Below are 17,982 nucleotides of genomic sequence, written 5' to 3' on the forward strand. Positions count from 1 at the left end.
TCACAACTTGAATGAAAAAATCATCTACCTACCTGATTTTGGCCTCTGCAGGATTGCTTTCTATAGGAAGCCTTCAAGCCCAAAATATTAAAGCCACCTCTGAAAAAGAGTTGATGGAGTCAGTTGAAAAACACAAACAGCTCCTAAACTCAAGCCCTTTGAAAGAATTCAATGCCAAAAACATTGGTCCAACCAACATGTCTGGAAGAATTGTTGACATTGAGGTCGCACAAAACCCCAATACATTTTACATAGCTGCCGCCTCTGGTGGCGTATGGAAAACAGAAGACAATGGTCAATCCTTTTCTCCCATTTTTGACGGTCAAAGCGCTTTGGGAATCGGAGATATGGCTCTTTCCCCTTCCGACAACAATGTACTTTGGGTAGGAACTGGAGAAAACAACTCCAGCCGCTCTACTTATGCAGGTTCTGGCGTATACAAATCCACAGATGCTGGCAAGACCTGGGAATTCATGGGCCTTCCCTATTCTCACCATATTGGTCAGATTCAGATTCACCCAACCAATCCGGATATCGTATGGGTTGGTGCTATGGGAGGACTTTATTCCAAAAACAAGGAAAGAGGCCTATTCATGACTACTGACGGAGGCAAGTCCTGGGAAAAAGTCCTTTATGTCGACAACAATACTGGAGTAATCGACATTAAAATCCATCCAGAAAATCCAGACATCTTGGTAGCTGCGACTTGGGAAAGATACCGTCAAGCTCATGATTTCATCGGCAATGGAGAAGGCTCAGCGATCTGGAGATCTGAGGATGGCGGAAAAACCTGGAAAAAAGCTATAACAGGATTCCCTCAGGATGAATTTGTAGGAAGAATCGGTTTTGATTTTGCACAAAGTAACCCCAATATAGTCTATGCGCTTCATGATAGCCAGAAGCCGAGCGAAGGATCTTCTTCCGGATTTAGAAGAAGAGGCCCAGAGGAAGAAAACCCATTGAAGTTTGAGGATTTCAAAGATCTCACTGTTGAAGATGCAATGGGACTGGAAGATGATCGCTTGAATTCATTTTTGAGAAGAAATCAGTTTGCCAGCAAATACACCGCCGCCGAAATCAAAAGACAGCTCAAAACCGGTAAAATCAACACCAAGCAAATCGCCAATTACAATGGAGATTTGGAAAATGCCAATGAGGCACTTTACAATGGATCAGTAGTGGGAGCTGAAGTCTATCGATCGGAAGATGCCGGAAAATCTTGGTCAAAGGTTTCTGAATCAGATATCAGTAGACTTTACAATACCTATGGATACTATTTTGGAGAAATCAGAGTGAATACTCAGGATGAGGATGAGATTTTCGTTTTGGGTGTCCCATTATTGGTTTCTCGTGACGGAGGAAAGAATTTCTCGAGAACTGATTCAGTAGGTCGACCTCACTCCGATCACCAATCTATGTGGATCAATCCGAAGGATGGAAAACATATCCTTTTGGGGAACGATGGAGGGCTTTATAGAAGCTATGGTGGAGGTGCTATTTGGGATCATTTGAATACCCAAATGCCGATATCCCAGTTTTACTCAATTATCACGGATAATGCCGCTCCTTACAACATCTATGGAGGGATGCAGGACAATGGAGTTTGGTTTGGAAGTTCTACAAATGCGCCGGAGGATCCATGGGAGTCTTTGATGGGAGGAGATGGAATGGTTGTGGCGGTTGACACCAGAGACAACAACATAGTCTATACAGGCTTCCAGTTTGGATCATATTTCAGGATTGACAAGACAAGCGGAGATAGAAGAAGAATCACTCCTGGTCATGATATTGGCAATACTCCAAACCGCTGGAATTGGAGAACTCCTGCTCGATTGAGTCATCACAATCAGGATATCATTTACATGGGATCTCAATACGTTTACCAGAGTTTGGATCAAGGAAGTACATGGACCACCATTTCTCCTGATTTGACCAAAAATGAAAAAAGTGGAAATGTCCCATTCGCAACCTTATCAGTGGTCGAAGAATCTCCTTTTGAATTTGGGACACTATATGCAGGATCCGATGATGGTAATGTATGGATCACTCGCAACAATGGAGGAAACTGGGAATCTTTGAATACTGGGCTTCCAGAAGATCGTTGGGTGAGTTCTATAGCTCCTTCTAAACATGTGGAAGGTGTGGTTTATATTACCCTAAATGGGTATCGATATGACGAGTTCAAGACCTATGTTTTCAAAAGCTCAGATTATGGAAAAACATGGACTTCCATCAGCGGCAATCTACCTGAGGAATCCACTAATATCATCTTGGAAGATCATACCAATCCAAACATCCTCTATTTAGGGACTGATCATGGACTATACTTGACGATCGATGGTGGAAGCAACTGGAATCTCTTCCAAGGAGAAATTCCGAATGTGGCCATTTATGACATGGTAATTCAAGAGAGAGAAAACGACCTCGTAATTGGTACCCATGGAAGAAGCGTCTATGTAGTGGAGCTGGAACAAATCCATGATTTTGCAAAACCAGAACAAAAAGTAATGAACTAATAAAAAAAGAAAGGCTGTCAAGATTGATCAGCCTTTCTCTCTTTTAAACGTTTCCATTTAGAATATTCTGAATCCAAGAGATAATACCCACTGGTTCATTCTATTGTCCGTATCATAGGAACCTACATTTTCGGTCAGTTTACTAAGGCCTCCTTCATATTTACCTTCAATGGATAAATTTCCAATATCTACACCCAGTCCGGCCTGATAGCCAAAAGTGGCTCCACTAAAGTCCGCATCACCTACGGTGTCCGGTGCTTCATCCAATTTGGAATTGATATTCACACTTGCAATCGGTCCTGCCATTAGTCTGACAACCTTCAAAAGTCGAAAACCAACCATGACCGGAACGTCCAGTCTATTGAAGGTTGCCTTATAATCTTCAGGAGCAGATCCCCCGGAGACTCCACCTGGAACATAGGCAAATTCACCTTTGGTCTGGGTAAATAATAGCTCAGGCTGCACAAAGAACCCTGCAGCACCAAAGCGTCCAAAAAGCCCTACGTGATAGCCAGTTTGAGCATCGGCAGGAACAAAGTTTTCATTTTTGAAATCAAGCTTAGAACTGCTTAAACCTGCTTTGATTCCAATCCCATTTTGGGAGAAAACAGGAATGCTCAGGCAAAGGGCGAGAATAATCAGTGAAAGTTTTTTCATGGAAATTATAGTTGGTTAGAAATAAGTAACGAAAACCTTTCCAAAAAATTGGCAAATCCCTTGCCACCAACTCAAATTTCAATTCAAAAGAGCAATTGCTTTCTTTTTAGCCAGGTCATGCAAATCCCAAAAATCCATCGGTTTCGGTACTAATGAATCAAAAGGAACTTGAGACTTTTTGCGAAAATACTCTACATCACCAGCGGTAAATCCAATGACAGGAATCCCCATTGTTTTTAGATTGGATTTCACTTTGCCCAACAACTCTACCCCATCCATTTCTGGCATCATGATATCTGTCAATATAACATGAAAACCAGGATCCTTTTCCAACTCTTGTAAAGCTTCTTTTCCATTATGGGCAACCACAACTGTATCTTCCGATTTTTCAAAAATCTTTCTCAAGATCAGCAAGTGTACCGCATCATCATCAACAACAAGTATCCTCATACAAAGAAAAATATGCCTTAATATATGGAGTTTATCCAATTTTTAATGCTTTTCATATGATTTTCATAAAAAAAGGGAATCATAAGATTCCCCTTTCATTGTATGAGTTGGTGATTTTTTGAATTATGCAGCTTGAGGAGCTCCAAATACCCCAATCATATTCAAAATCAACAAGATGATTACGATCGGGCAAACCCACTTGATAAAGAACATCCAAGCGGTTTTGTAAGGCCCTTTAAATCCAGGAGCCCCATAACTCAATTCTGTAGCATAATCGGAAATCTTCTGTGCCCAGCCTGTGTAAAGAGATAACATCAAACAGATCACGATCACCGCGAATGTTCCAAATATAAAGTCCATTGCTCCAAAGAACCCTTGAACTGGATTGCTTAGGAAAGTAAACTCAATATTTGCAAAGAAATTGCCTTCGATATTAGAAAGTGCAGAAGGAACGGATAAGATCATTGCTGCAATTCCCACTACCCAAGTAGCTTTCTTTCTGTTCCACTTTCTATCATCGATCAAGTACGATACAGGAACTTCCAACATGGAAATAGTAGAAGTCAATGCTGCTACCATCAATAAAAGGAAAAATAAGGCCCCGATAATATGACCACCTGGCATTTCAGCAAATACTTTAGGAAGTACATTGAAAACCAAGCTAGGTCCGTCTGTCAGATACTCTGGAGATAGGAGAGCAAACAAAGCCGGAAAGACCATCAAACCACCCAAAAGGGCTACCATGGTATCCATCCCTGCAATCCATCCCGCCGACTGAATAATATTAGATTCCTTAGGCAAATAGGATCCAAAAGTAATCATCAAACCCCATCCAACTGACATGGAGAAAAATGCCTGACCTAATGCTTGTAGTACTACTGTACCGTTGATTTTGGAGAAATCCGGATTCAAATAGTATTGGATTCCAGCCTCAGCACCTTCTAAGGTTACTGATCTTCCAGCGATGAAAATAATGATCAAGAAAAGAACTGGCATCAAAAATTTAGCTGCCTTTTCAATACCTCCAGATACACCTCCCAAAACGATCAAAATCGTGAACAAGATGAAAAGGAAAGTCAATGGAATCACATACAATGGAGTCTGAACAAATTCAGAGAAGTCAACAGGAATATTGATAATCTCTGTTACAATATATCCTACTGTCCATCCTGCAATCACCGAATAGTAGCTAAAAACAAAAAAGCAGACCAATACACAAAGTACGCCTGCTAACTGCCAAAATTTATTACCTCCTGTTTCTCTAACTGCACCAATTGGGTTTTTTCTTGACCTTCTACCCAAAGCAATTTCATTTAGCAAAAGTGGAAGTGCGATAAACAATACGCAAATCAAATAAACAAAAACGAAAGCTCCCCCTCCATTTTCAGCGGTCAAATAAGGAAATCTCCAAATGTTACCTAGTCCTACTGCGGAGCCTGCCGCGGCCATGATAAAACCTAGACTAGAACCGAACTGTCCTCTCTCTTCGGTGTTTGCATTTACTGCCATAAATTGATGCTAAAGTTAAATTAAAGGGTATAAACTGGTTTTCAAGAACGGGCTAAGATAATTTGTTTTGATAAAATACCAATCGCCGTTCGGAAAGTTTTCGGCTCAAATCCAAGCTCTTTTCGGGCTTTTTCGATAATAAACCCGGTTTTTAGGGGTCTTTTTGCAGGCTGAGTGAACTTAGTAGAGTCTGTTCTTTTGATCAGATCTTTATTTAGGTCAAAATAATCTGCCACCTCTAAAGCCATCTGATAGGGAGTCATCAATTCATCTCCTGAAATATGATAAATTCCGGTCGCTCCTTTTTTAGCGATGAGAATACATCCAGCAGCCAAATCCTCTGCAAGAGTTGGAGTTCTATATTGATCATCTACAACCTGAATTTCTTTTCCCGCTTCCAAACTTCCCTTGACCCACAATACAATATTGGATCGACTCAAGTCATGTGCTATTCCAAAAACCAATACTGTTCGCGCAATAGCCCATGGAGTCTTCAGGTTCATTACTAGCTTCTCTGCTTCCTCTTTTGTTTCACCATAATAATTCACTGGTGCCGGAATCGCATCTTCGGCGAGAGGACCTTCTTCACCCGAGAAAATAAAATCTGTTGAAACGAAGATAAAATGAGCATCTATCGCTTCTGCGGCCTTCGCCAAAGTTTCAGTGGCTACCACATTTGCCTGATAGCATGCGTCCTGATTCAACTCACATTGATCCACATGAGTCATCGCTGCTCCATGGATTATTATATCTGGAGAAAGTTCCTGAATCCTATCTTTTACTTCATTCGCATCTTCCAAATCCAATGAGATATACGTAAAACCACCTTCTGGCAATCTACACTCACCTCTTCCAGATGCAAAAACTTCAAATTCACCTGCCTCAACCAACTGAGAAACCAACTTTTGACCTAAGAGTCCATTGGCTCCTGTTAGGAATAACTTCTTTTTATTTCTCATTGGGATATTTGTATCCAAACTCCTTTTCTATTTTGTTCTTGGCCATTTTCTCTACAGTCACTGTCATGTAGATCGGCTGAACAGGCTTATCTCTAGGTCCTGTTTGTACTTCTGAAATTTTCTCAGCGACATCCAAACCCGAAATCACCTCACCGAATACTGTGTATTCACCATCCAAATGTGGTGTGCCTCCGATGGTCGTATAAGCTTCTTTCTCTTCATCTGAAATCTCCTTGGTCAAATTCGTTTTCAAAGCATCTTCGATTTCCACTCTTTTGGAATACATCAAGGAAGTCAAGGAGTCGTATTCACCGGCATTGTAAAGCCTGATATATTCATTTTTAAGAGCCTCCTGGCTTTTCAATTGAACATATTGCATAAAAGCTTCCTGAAGCCTTTCCATTTCTGTCACCAGCATTTCTTCAGTATATACCTCTCCCAAGACTATATAGAACTGAGAGCCACTGGATCTCTTTTCAGGATTGATCCCATTTCCTTGTCTGGCAGCTGCAATCGCACCTTTTTTATGGAAATGATTCGGAAGGATTTCGGCTGGTAATGTCGGCCATTCTTCAGCTGGCATCGCCTCTTTAGTAAATACATCCCCTCCCTGAACCATAAAATCACGGATCACACGATGGAATTCAGTACTGTCAAACCTTCCTTCCTCCGCTAACTCGATGAAATTTGATTTATGCGCAGGAGTATCATCAAAAAGGATTGCTACAATTTCTCCATAACTGGTGTCTATTCTGACAATTTGATCTTTTTGACCTGCGCAGGACACCAATAATAACATGCCCAGCATTGCTGATACCAAATTCCCTATTTTCATGGGTTCAATGTGGATTTAATCTGATCTAAAATTACTTTTCCTCCTGCACCAAAGACCTTATCAGCCAACTCTTGCCCTACAGCTTCCGGGTTAGAAGCATTTCCTTTTACCTCAATTGAAATTCTTTCGCTTCCATCCAGGGAAACGATCCCACCTCTCAAGGTAATCTCATCATTTTCCAAAGATGCCAAGGCAAAAACCGGAATGCTACAGCCTCCTTCCAAAACTCGGAGATAGGCTCTTTCTGCCCTCAACTTCAAAGAAGTCGGCAAATCATTGCAAGCAGAAATCAGCTTGTTTTTGATAGTCTGATCCAATGTGGACGATACTTCAATCGCTACCGACCCTTGTCCAACAGCCGGAGTAAACTCATCTAATGAAAGCTTTTCTACGATTTGATCATCATAGCCCATTCGATGGACTCCCGCATAGGCTAAAAGCAAAGCATCGCAAAGACCTTCCTCCATTTTGCGAATTCTGGTTTGAAGATTTCCTCTTACCTCAACCGTTCTCACATGAGGATAAAAATGCTTCAAAGTCGCTACTCTACGGGTAGAAGAAGTTCCTAAAACCAAAGGCTTAGAAGCATCAGCAATAGAAATATCGGTTTTGGATGAGAGCAAAACATCATTTTCTTTCTCTCTTTCAGTAAAGGCAATAATCTCAAAACCTTCAGGCAGATTGGACTGCATATCCTTGGCCGAATGAACAGCGATATCGATCCTTCCATCTGTCAATTGATCCTCCAACTCCTGGGTAAACACCCCTTTGCTTCCAATTTTTGAAATGGAAACATCCAATATTTGATCCCCTTTGGTATCGATAATGACGATTTCGGATTCCAAACCCGCTCTTTTCAAAAGATCTTCGACATGGTAAGCCTGCCATAAAGCCAACTTACTACCTCGGGTTCCTATTTTGATTTTTCTCATTGTTCCTTTACTCTCTTAGAAGGGCCTTTTTTTGCCTTTTCTTCGATGAATTTGATGATTTCTCCCGCAATATTTACACCTGTTGCTTTTTCGATCCCCTCTAATCCCGGAGAACTATTTACTTCCAAAATCAATGGTCCACGCTCAGACTGAAGCATATCCACCCCAGCGATATCCAAGCCAAGAGCTTTGGCTGCACCTAAAGCGGCCTGCCTCTCTGCCCGGCTGAGTTTGATTACTGTCGCTTTTCCTCCACGGTGAAGATTGGAACGAAATTCTCCTTCTGCTCCCTGCCTTTTCATGGCCCCCACAACTTTTCCATTGACTACGAAAGCTCGGATATCAGCCCCTTTCGCCTCTTTGATAAATTCCTGAACAATAATTCTGGCTTTCAAACCATGAAAAGCTTCGATTACAGATTGTCCTGCCTTTTTTGTCTCCGCCAAAACAACTCCCAAGCCTTGAGTGCCTTCCAATAGCTTGATGATCAAAGGAGCTCCTCCCACATGTTCTATTAGTTGCTTTTCACCACCTTTTGAAAAATTGGTAAATGCAGTCTTGGGCATTCCCAAACCGGCCTTGGAAAGGATCTGTAAGCTTCTCAGCTTATCTCTACTTCTGACGATAGCTTGAGAATTGACCGCAGGAAAAGCACCCATCAACTCAAATTGACGAACCACTGCTGTTCCATAAAATGTCACAGAAGCACCAATTCGGGGAATAATCGCATCCACACCGGTCACTTTCTGACCTTTATAAATAATAGAAGGGCCCTCCTGCTCTATGATCAAATCACAGATACTATGGTCCACAATCATAGCTTCATGACCGGCTTCCTGAATGGCTTGATAAAGCCTTTTTGTTGAATATAATTGAGGGTTCCTCGAAAGGATTGCAATTTTCATAACACTTATTTTCTGTAGGCTTTTGCTAGATTCATTCCAGACACATCCACTAAAAACCGTTTTCTGAGGATTTTTCTACCTAAAAGAATCGCATTTTTCATACTTGACCGATCAGACAAAGTGATTTCCGCATCAAACTTTTCACCAGCCAATTCCATTTGAGTTTCAATCAAATACCTAGATTCTCCCTGTCCAAAGGAGTTTTTCACCTTCTTTTCCCTGAACTGCTCAAACACCAACTCCTCTCCAGTATAGCTTTTATGTCCTGGCAAAAGAGCCTGAAAAACCAAAACTTCTTTTCCGTTTCTGTTTTCGGTGCGGATATTTTCAGCATGAATTGAACTGGTGTAGGCTCCCGTATCCACTTTGGCCCAAACCAATTTCAATCCCAATTCAGGGAGACTGATTTTTTCTTTTCTACCTATGACTTTCATTTCAATCTTAGTCGATTTTCGCCATCAATAGTACAACTTCCATGGAAAGATCTGTGAAAATCAATTTGGCGTTCCCATTTCTTTCCAAATGATAATGCGCCTTATTGAATAGCTCATACAGACCCGGAATGTGATCTTCCTTAAGGACATTCCCGCTGATCTTATTGATAAATTCCCGATCATCTCCTTTCGTCCTAAGCAATGAATCAACCGAAGCATTCTTTAATAAAATCTCCCTCAGTACATTCATCCCTGTCTGTAAAATGGATTTTTGAGCTTCTTTGTCAAACTTGTGGAAGGAATCCGACAGTGCAAATATATCCTTCAATTGCTTGCCATGACACAATCTGAACCAATTCCTGATCCAAGAGACTTGCTGATCTTCCACCTGATTCACCAAGCGCATGGCTTCCCGGAGATTTCCATCGGCAATCATAGAAATCTGCATGGCTGTTTGATCATCACAAAGTCCGGAAGAAACCAAATATTCATGAATTTCCTCATCAGTAAATCCCCGAACCATCACTTTTTGAGTTCTGGAAAGGATCGTAGTCAGCAATTGCTCTGGCTGAGTAGTGATCAACATGAAAATGGTTTTCTGCTGTGGCTCTTCCAAAATCTTCAACAAGGCATTTGCTGCCTGGGGATTTAAAAATTCCACGCCCCAAATCATCATGATTTTATATCCACCTTCAAATGAAACCAAAGAAAGTGTCTGAATGATCTGTCTTGCTGCTCCAACGGATATGTTCAATTGCTTTTTCTCAAAACCATTGAAGTAGATATAATCATGGACATTCCCATAAGGCTGTTCCAGCACAAACTTTCTCCAGTTTGCCAACATGTCCACTTTTTGATCATTGTCCTTATCCGTCTCCTTGGCTTTCGCAATAACAGGAAATGCAAAATTCAAATCCGGCATCACCAACTTTGCCATCCGCTGGCAAGCAGGGCAAGTTCCGCAGGAGTCTGTTTCTGTAGGATTTTGGCAATATAAATAGGTCGCCAATGCCAATGGCATCGTCAAATTTGCAGATCCTTCTGGACCATAGAAAAGAAGCGCATGTGCCAAATGGTTATTTTTAACAGCATTGAGCAAATGTGCCTTGGTCTCTGGAAGTCCTGGTATTTCAGAAAATTGCATGGTCTAAGATCAGGAGTTTTTTTCCCAAATTCGGTAGTTCTTGGACATTTCAAACAACTTCAACAGCATTTCCTCCTCAACTTCTGTCCATTCAATCTTCCTGCGGTTCATGACCGCAATAGCTGTTTCTTTGAATTTGGGAAACTGAAAGGTAGAAAATCCAGCTGCTCCACCCCAAGCAAATGAGGCAATAAAATTTCTCGGATAGCCATCTCCAAAAATATTGGCACCTACTCCTACGACCGTTCCGGTATTGAACATGGTGTTGATCCCACACTTGGAATGGTCTCCCATCATCAAGCCGCAAAACTGAAGTCCTGTATTGGTGAATCCTCCTTTCACATAGTCCCAGACTTTGACAGGAGCGTAGTTATTTTTCAAATTTGACGTATTGGTATCAGCACCTAAGTTGCACCATTCACCCAATACAGAATTCCCTAGGAATCCTTCGTGTCCTTTATTGCTGTATCCAAAAATTACGGAGTTGGAAATCTCACCACCTACTTTGGAATGTGGGCCAACCGTGTTGTCTCCACGTAGTTTGGCTCCCATATTCACAGTAGAACCTTCGCAAAGAGCAAAAGGTCCACGTATCAAAGCTCCTTCTTGGATTTCGGTATTCTTGCCGATATAAATCGGTCCATTCTCAGCACTCAAAACTGCCGCCTTAACTACCGCTCCTTCTTCAATGAAAATATTCTCAGGAGCATAAACCTGGGTATATGGATCTTTCAGTTTTTCTGATTTCCGCCCTTTGGTAATCAGTTCAAAGTCTTTTCTGATCTCCGCACCATTGAATTGGAAGATATTCCAAGTCTTGAGAAGCATATCCGGCTCAGTTTCAATCTGCACAATTTCCTTTTCAGCTGCTAAACTCAGATTTTTTTCAGTCTCACCGATGTAAGAAGCCAAAAGCGTCTTTCCGGAGTAGAGTGACTGGTTTTCCCCCAAATTTTGGAGAATTTCAATAGAATTAGAATCTGGCAACCAAGCTCCGTTTACTGCCAACAGGCCACCATCGGCTCTGGGAAATTTCTTTTGAAGGTAATCCTGAGTAAGATACGAAACGGTTTTCCCGCTGTACTTCTCCCATTTCTCAGAGATCTTTAATATCCCAATTCGGATATCTGCCACAGGTCTGGTAAAAGTAAAAGGGAGTAATGACCCACGAATCGAAGGATCATCGAACAAAAGAATATTTTCCATGTGGCAAAAATAAAAAAGTCTCCCGGAATCCATGCTCCGCGAGACTTTTTAGCTGAATACGCTTTGGAATTACTTCTTCGCGTATCTTCTGTTGAATTTCTCAACTCGACCAGCAGTATCGAGCAACATTTTCTTACCAGTGTAGAATGGGTGAGACTGAGAGCTCACTTCAATTTTGTACACAGGATATTCTTGTCCATCTTCCCAAGTGATTGTCTCTTCGGTTTCGATGGTAGATTTAGTCAAGAATTTAAACTCAGAAGAAGTGTCATAAAACACAACGTCTCTGTAGTTTGGATGAATATCAGCTTTCATATCACTAAGTATTTTTGGAGTAGCTTTTTCAAATGAGGCACAAAGTTATCCTTTTTCGCAAAAATCACCAAATCTTTCTAGAAAATTCTGTGAGTTTGGATTTCTCTCACCACTTGCCACAAAGGTAAGGTTTTCAAGAAATTAATTTTCCTTTGACTACAATATCATGGGTCATATAGGGAAATTCGGTCTGACCTGCTATTTTCAAATCAGTTTTCAATACTCCAAAGCATGAGGCAACCCTTACTTTCACTCCCAAAACTTTTCTTTTTAGTCAGCTTTTTGATTTTCACACAAAGCCTTGCCCAAGCACAAGGAAGTTATATTCCCTTTGATCGGGATTACTATCATCGTTTTGAACGCTATGAGATTCTTCAGGGAAAGAACAATCCCTTTTTCCAAACTGCCTATAAACCTCAAAGGAGAGATCTTCTAGCCAAATATTTGGATTCCTTGGCAAATGACCCTGTGATTTCTACCGCATCCGATAGGTTCAATTTAGCATATTTGGCTCAAGACAATTGGGAATTTGTATCTCAGGAAACCCCAGACTCGAATAAGCCTTTCCTCAAAAAGCTTTATCGAAAACCTGGAGACTTTGCTCATTATTATAGTGAGGATTTTGACATCCATTTGAGTCCTGTGATTTATTTGGCAGGAGGCACAGAAACAGATAATGATCAAAATCCTGCCCACCTTTCCAGAGGAATCGTTGTGAGAGGAGCCATTGATAAAAAGGTGAGTTTCTTTACTTATATGACCACCACTGAGTTATTCTTTCCTTCTTGGGTAAAAAATTATGCAGAATACAACGGCGCAGTACCAGGTGAAGGCTTTTGGAAAGAATATAATACCGATGGCTACAATTATTTCTCGGCCAGAGGTCATGTGAATTTCAATTTGACCAAAAGTATTCAAGCTCAAGTGGGACATGACCGAAACTTTATAGGAGAAGGATATCGCTCCTTTTTGCTTTCAGATTTTTCCAATCCTTACATGTTTGTCAAGCTGAACACCAAAGTCTGGAAGTTTCAATTGACCAATCTCTGGACTCAGATGACCGCCGACGTCTTTTATGACAGAGGCAGACCGACCGATGGAAGGTATCCTCAGAAATACTTTTCCATGCACCGTTTGGGATTCAACATTGGCAAAAACATCAACCTAGGTTTCTTTGAATCAGTGATGACTGACAAGGTCAATTTCAACTACTTCAATCCAATCGTATTTTTCCGCTGGGTGGAGCAGCAATTGGGAACCCCAGACAAAGTGATGTTAGGTTTTGACGGAAAGTGGAATTTTTATCCCGGGATGCAGTTTTATGGACAATTTGCTTTGGATGAGTTTGTGTTCAATGAGTTTTTCGGAATTGACGGTAAAGGCTCAAAAAGAAATAAGTTCGGGGCACAGGCCGGCTACAAATACATCAATGCATTCGGACTTTCAAATTTGGACCTCCAGCTTGAGTTCAACGCTGCAAGACCATATACTTTCCAGGAGAAATTTGATGATCAATCCTACAGCAACTGGAGAACTCCACTCACCCATCCACGAGGTGCAAACTTCAGGGAGTTCATTAGCATCATTCGTTATCAGCCAATTCCAAAGTTGAATCTGAGCCTTTTGGGAATGTATCAATTGTACGGCTCAGATCCGGATGCTGAAACCAATTACGGCGGAGATGTTTTAAAAAACCGATTGGAAGGAAGTCCGACAGGACTATTTGGAAATTACATCGGTCAAGGAATCGAAAACAAGGTTATTCAGACCAATTTGGTGGCTAGCTATATGCTCAAGCATAATTTCTTTATCGATGCAAATCACACTTTTAGAAGGAGAACTGCACAGGATCTAGATTCTCCAGAAAGAAAGCAATTCATCCAATTAGGGATCAGATGGAACTTTATTAGACCTGATTACAATTTCTAGGCATAACGCAATTTTGCGTAAAAGCCCACTGGAATTCCGATATTTGCAGCATGAAGACCTATTTGCGGATCCTTTCCTATGCCAAACCTTTTGGCAGATTCGTCCCAACATACATTATCTACACCCTCTTTTCCATCATTTTTGGCTTGGTAAATTTCACTTTACTCAAGCCTCTTTTTGATGTGATTTTTGAGCAGGTAGATCCACAAAGCCTTGAAAAATACAGAGCACTTCCTGAGTTCTCTTTGAGTATTGAATATTTTACTGGCCTTTTCAACCACTATTTTCTTCAAGTAACAGATGATTATGGTAAAGTCGGCACTCTGATTTTCGTCTGTATCATCATTGTCATTTCTGTTTTCCTTTCCAACCTTTTCACCTACTTATCCGGTGTGGTTTTGGCAAAAGTAAGAGCAGTTGTCATCAAGAAAATGAGAGCTGACATTTTCGGAAAAGTCACTCGTTTTCACATTGGTTATTTTTCCAATGAGCGAAAAGGAGACCTGATGTCAAAAATGACCAATGACGTTCAGGAGGTAGAAAACACCATTGTTCAGTCCCTGAGAGTCGTATTTAGAGAACCTGCGACTATCATTCTTTATTTCGCAGTCCTTTTCTTTATGTCGGTTAAGCTGACCCTATTCACGATCCTGATCATTCCAATTTCAGGAGCAATCATCGGTGGCATTACTAGAAGACTAAAAAAGAAAGCAGTCCAAAGCCAGGAATCTTTAGGTCGAATTGTGAATATTCTTGATGAGACTTTGGGAGGAATGCGTGTCATTAAAGCATTCAATGCCGAGAAATTTATGTTCGGGAAATTTGATCAGGAAACCGATCACTACGCTGCTGTCAATGTGAATATGGCCCGAAAAAATGAACTGGCCTCTCCTATTTCTCAATTCTTAGGAGTGAGTGTTGTCGCAGGAATCTTGGTTTATGGAGGCAGCTTGGTTTTGAGTGGGAACTCCAACTTGAGCGCTTCGGATTTCATTACTTATATCATCATTTTCACTCAGGTTTTGAACCCAGCCAAGGAAATCTCCAGAGCTGTCAGTAGTATCCAGCGTGGGATTGCATCTGCCGAGCGGGTTTTCGAAGTAGTAGATACTCCAACTCAAGTCAAAAGCCCAGAAAATCCGATTGTACCTAAAGCATTTTTAAACTCAATTGAGTTTAAAAATGTAAGCTTTGCTTACCAGGATAAAAAGGTTTTAAAGGATATCAACTTCTCTTTAGGTAGAGGAAAAACCATTGCTCTCGTCGGACCATCCGGAGGAGGAAAATCAACATTGGCTGACCTGGTACCAAGATTTTACGATCCTACAGAAGGAGAAGTTCTTTTGGATGGAAATGATCTGAGATTTTTTGAAGTTGGAAGCCTGAGAAAGCTAATGGGAATTGTAACTCAGGAATCCATTCTTTTCAATGATACAGTTTTCAATAACATCGCTTTTGGATTAGAAAATATAACAGAAGAACAGGTCATTGAGGCAGCTAAAATCGCCAATGCTCATGAGTTCATTTCCAAAATGGGTAATGGCTACCAAAGTAGCATTGGAGAAAGAGGCTCTCTGCTTTCCGGTGGACAAAGACAGCGATTGAGTATTGCAAGAGCCGTATTGAAAAACCCTCCGATTTTGATTTTGGATGAAGCTACATCCGCTTTGGATTCTGAATCAGAATTATTGGTTCAGGAAGCTTTGACCAAACTGATGGCCAACCGGACCACTCTGGTCATTGCCCATAGGTTGAGTACCATTCAGCATGCTGATGAAATCCTAGTCATTGAGCAAGGAAAAATCGTTCAAAGAGGTACTCACAAAGAACTAATCTTAACAGAAGGGCTCTATCAAAAGCTTTCCAGTATCCAGTCGGTTTAGTATATTTAAAAAAATAAGAGATTAAAATAATGAAAAAGTTTCATCAAATCATGCAGATAGTTCTACTGGTATATTTTGTCGCCTATCTGATATTTTTCATCACTTTTGACACATTGGGTAGCCTTTTTGGAATGGATGAGGTTACCTCTCAATCGATGGTGACTATTTTCTTGATAGGGCTAGGAATATTCTTGGTGGCTTGGCTGACTGGAAAGGGAGCAATCTCATCGCTAAATTCAAAAATCACCAAAATGGACAATGAGATGAATAGACTCAAAGCAAAGATTTATGACTTTGAGCATCCTCATACACCGGAGCCTACTAAACCAAGTACTCCAAAACCTGTTCCAACAAAAGCACCGGAAAGTGATAGCGGAAACATTCCACCTCGTCAAAATTATACTGATTAACCAGTAATAGACTCGAACACATCATTGAAAGGAAGCCGCTGGCTTCCTTTCTTCGTTTTTAAACGCCTCATTCTAAACCCATTCCCCACCTATAAAAATCAAATCGTGAAATAATAAGGATTGGTTTAACTTCAGTTTTCATTCCTATCCTTTTGCATCTACCAATCATGATTACAGTCAAGAATTCAAACGGACTTCTTATTATTCTTCTCTTTTTAGGTCTCTTTTCTTGTGAAAAAGCTCCCCAATCCACGATTGAAAAAGCACCAAATATCATATTAATCCTTGCAGACGATTTAGGATATTCCGATTTGGGAGCTTTTGGTGGAGAAATCGATACTCCGAATCTCAATTGGCTGGCAAGTCAAGGAATCAAATTCACGCAGTTCTTTAATACATCTAGATGCTGTCCGACCAGAGCATCTCTCTTAACTGGATTATATAATCATCAAGCGGGAATCGGTCAAATGACCACTGATACAGGCCTCGATGCTTACCGAGGACACATCACCACCTCTGCAGTTACATTGGCTGAAGTATTGAAAAACTCGGGATATCACACTGGAATGGTTGGAAAATGGCATGTTTCCAATACCGTTGTTCAAGAATCACCAGATGCCCAATTAGCTTGGCTCAATCATCAAGAAGAACACCCTCTGTTTTCTCCAATTGAGCAATATCCAACCAATAGAGGCTTTGAAAAATACTTTGGAAATATCTGGGGCGTCGTGGATTTCTTCGACCCTTTTAGTTTGGTCAATGGCACGGAACCGGTTACAGAAGTTCCCGAAAACTATTATCACACTGATGCTATCAATGATACAGCTTCGGTTTACATCCGAGAATTTGTCAAAGATGACAAGCCTTTCTTCCTTTATGTCGCACACACCGCTCCTCACTGGCCATTACACGCACTTCCGGAAGACATAGAGAAATATAAAGACACTTATAAAGTTGGTTGGGATTCTATTAGAATTCAGCGCTATAATCGACTAGTAAAACTAGGCATGATTGATCCAAATGTCGCTCCACTTTCAGAAAGATGGGATAGTGAAGTGTCATGGGAAGAAAATGAAGATAAAGATTGGGATGCTCATGCCATGGCAGTACATGCAGCTATGGTAGACCGAATGGATCAAGGAATTGGAAGGATCATCGAAACTCTCCGAGAATTGGAAGAGCTTGACAATACGCTTATAGTTTTCCTAAGTGACAATGGAGCCAGTTCTGAGAATGCTATGAGATATGGACCAGGCTTTGACCGGCCTAGCCATACGAGGTCTGGTGAAAAGATTCATTATCCTGTGGAAAAAGATGTGCTTCCGGGTCCACAGACTACTTTCACATCCATTGGGATTCGATGGGCCAATGTGGCTAACACCCCATTTCAATATTGGAAAATGGAATCATTCGAAGGAGGAATCCATACCCCGATGATTGCTTTTTGGCCAAACAGAATAAAGGAATCTGCAGGCACCATCTCCAATCAAGTTGGCCATGTGATGGATTTCATGGCAACTTTTGCCGATGTCGCAAAGGCAGAATATCCACAAAGCTGGAATGGAATCCCAATCACTCCTTTGGCAGGAAAAAGCCTTCTTCCCATCTTTGAGGGAAAGAAACGAGAAGGACATCCTATCCTCTTCAATGAACATGAAGGAGGCAGGTATGTCAGAACTTCTGAATGGAAACTGGTTACGTTGGATGCCAAACAACCTTGGCAATTATTCCGGATTAATGAGGACCAAACTGAATCTAATGATTTAGCTGACAGGTATCCGGGAATCGTTCATGAATTGGATAGCCTATGGCAAAATTGGGCTATCAAAAACAATGTACTTCCAAAACCCTAAGAACGAATTAACTTAAAAAATAATTTAAATTAACAGTTTAATCTT

At 41.0% G+C, this 17,982-nt stretch carries 16 protein-coding genes; 5 read left to right on the forward strand and 11 right to left on the reverse strand.

Annotated elements, in window-relative coordinates:
- Nucleotides 1-11 precede the first annotated feature (11 nt).
- Complete coding sequence (locus O0V13_RS13310) at nt 12-2,516, forward strand: WD40/YVTN/BNR-like repeat-containing protein (protein ID WP_268035460.1); 2,505 nt, start codon at nt 12-14, stop codon at nt 2,514-2,516.
- A 57-nt stretch (nt 2,517-2,573) separates the two neighbouring features.
- Here the strand turns inward: O0V13_RS13310 and O0V13_RS13315 are convergent, their stop codons facing one another.
- The 11 genes from O0V13_RS13315 to O0V13_RS13365 all read right to left on the reverse strand — a co-directional run bounded on the left by O0V13_RS13315 (nt 2,574) and on the right by O0V13_RS13365 (nt 11,862).
- Complete coding sequence (locus O0V13_RS13315) at nt 2,574-3,173, reverse strand: porin family protein (RefSeq protein WP_268035461.1); 600 nt, start codon at nt 3,171-3,173, stop codon at nt 2,574-2,576.
- A 78-nt stretch (nt 3,174-3,251) separates the two neighbouring features.
- Entirely contained in the window at nt 3,252-3,623 is a 372-nt protein-coding gene (locus O0V13_RS13320) for a response regulator (protein ID WP_268035462.1), read from the reverse strand.
- Between the two features lie 123 nt (nt 3,624-3,746).
- The gene (locus O0V13_RS13325) at nt 3,747-5,132 is read right to left on the reverse strand and encodes a sodium-dependent transporter (RefSeq protein ID WP_268035463.1); all 1,386 of its coding nucleotides are present in this window, start codon (nt 5,130-5,132) and stop codon (nt 3,747-3,749) included.
- 41 nt (nt 5,133-5,173) lie between these two features.
- Nucleotides 5,174-6,091, reverse strand: coding sequence for an SDR family oxidoreductase (locus O0V13_RS13330; RefSeq protein ID WP_268035464.1), 918 nt, complete (start codon nt 6,089-6,091; stop codon nt 5,174-5,176).
- Nucleotides 6,081-6,926: a peptidylprolyl isomerase gene (locus O0V13_RS13335; RefSeq protein WP_268035465.1), complete on the reverse strand. Its 846-nt coding sequence runs from the start codon at nt 6,924-6,926 to the stop codon at nt 6,081-6,083. The genes O0V13_RS13330 and O0V13_RS13335 overlap by 11 nt, the downstream gene beginning before the upstream one ends.
- Nucleotides 6,923-7,858 (reverse strand): hydroxymethylbilane synthase, encoded by a 936-nt coding sequence (hemC, locus tag O0V13_RS13340; protein WP_268035466.1) that lies wholly within the window; start codon nt 7,856-7,858, stop codon nt 6,923-6,925. Before hemC ends, O0V13_RS13335 begins: the two co-directional genes overlap by 4 nt.
- The gene (gene rimK, locus O0V13_RS13345) at nt 7,855-8,763 is read right to left on the reverse strand and encodes a 30S ribosomal protein S6--L-glutamate ligase (protein ID WP_268035467.1); all 909 of its coding nucleotides are present in this window, start codon (nt 8,761-8,763) and stop codon (nt 7,855-7,857) included. Before rimK ends, hemC begins: the two co-directional genes overlap by 4 nt.
- A gap of 5 nt (nt 8,764-8,768) precedes the next feature.
- On the reverse strand, nt 8,769-9,197 hold the full coding sequence (locus O0V13_RS13350) for an ATP-dependent zinc protease family protein (protein WP_326492730.1): 429 nt from the start codon (nt 9,195-9,197) through the stop codon (nt 8,769-8,771).
- Nucleotides 9,198-9,204: 7 nt separating this feature from the next.
- A complete protein-coding gene (locus tag O0V13_RS13355; RefSeq protein WP_268035468.1) occupies nt 9,205-10,341 on the reverse strand; it encodes a DNA polymerase III subunit in 1,137 nt (378 codons plus the stop codon).
- Nucleotides 10,342-10,350: 9 nt separating this feature from the next.
- Nucleotides 10,351-11,547, reverse strand: coding sequence for a GlmU family protein (locus O0V13_RS13360; RefSeq protein WP_268035469.1), 1,197 nt, complete (start codon nt 11,545-11,547; stop codon nt 10,351-10,353).
- Nucleotides 11,548-11,616: 69 nt separating this feature from the next.
- Nucleotides 11,617-11,862, reverse strand: coding sequence for a type B 50S ribosomal protein L31 (locus O0V13_RS13365; protein ID WP_073572391.1), 246 nt, complete (start codon nt 11,860-11,862; stop codon nt 11,617-11,619).
- Nucleotides 11,863-12,093: 231 nt separating this feature from the next.
- Between O0V13_RS13365 and O0V13_RS13370 the strand changes: the two genes are divergently transcribed.
- The 4 genes from O0V13_RS13370 (at nt 12,094) to O0V13_RS13385 (ending at nt 17,937) form a co-directional block, all read left to right on the forward strand.
- Nucleotides 12,094-13,791, forward strand: coding sequence for a hypothetical protein (locus tag O0V13_RS13370; RefSeq protein WP_268035470.1), 1,698 nt, complete (start codon nt 12,094-12,096; stop codon nt 13,789-13,791).
- A gap of 50 nt (nt 13,792-13,841) precedes the next feature.
- Entirely contained in the window at nt 13,842-15,674 is a 1,833-nt protein-coding gene (locus O0V13_RS13375) for an ABC transporter ATP-binding protein (protein ID WP_268035471.1), read from the forward strand.
- A 50-nt stretch (nt 15,675-15,724) separates the two neighbouring features.
- Entirely contained in the window at nt 15,725-16,084 is a 360-nt protein-coding gene (locus O0V13_RS13380) for a hypothetical protein (protein ID WP_268035472.1), read from the forward strand.
- A gap of 167 nt (nt 16,085-16,251) precedes the next feature.
- Complete coding sequence (locus tag O0V13_RS13385; protein ID WP_268035473.1) at nt 16,252-17,937, forward strand: arylsulfatase; 1,686 nt, start codon at nt 16,252-16,254, stop codon at nt 17,935-17,937.
- Nucleotides 17,938-17,982: the final 45 nt, after the last annotated feature.

Origin of the sequence: Algoriphagus sp. PAP.12 (genome assembly GCF_026652115.1) — a bacterium.
Lineage (GTDB): Bacteria > Bacteroidota > Bacteroidia > Cytophagales > Cyclobacteriaceae > Algoriphagus.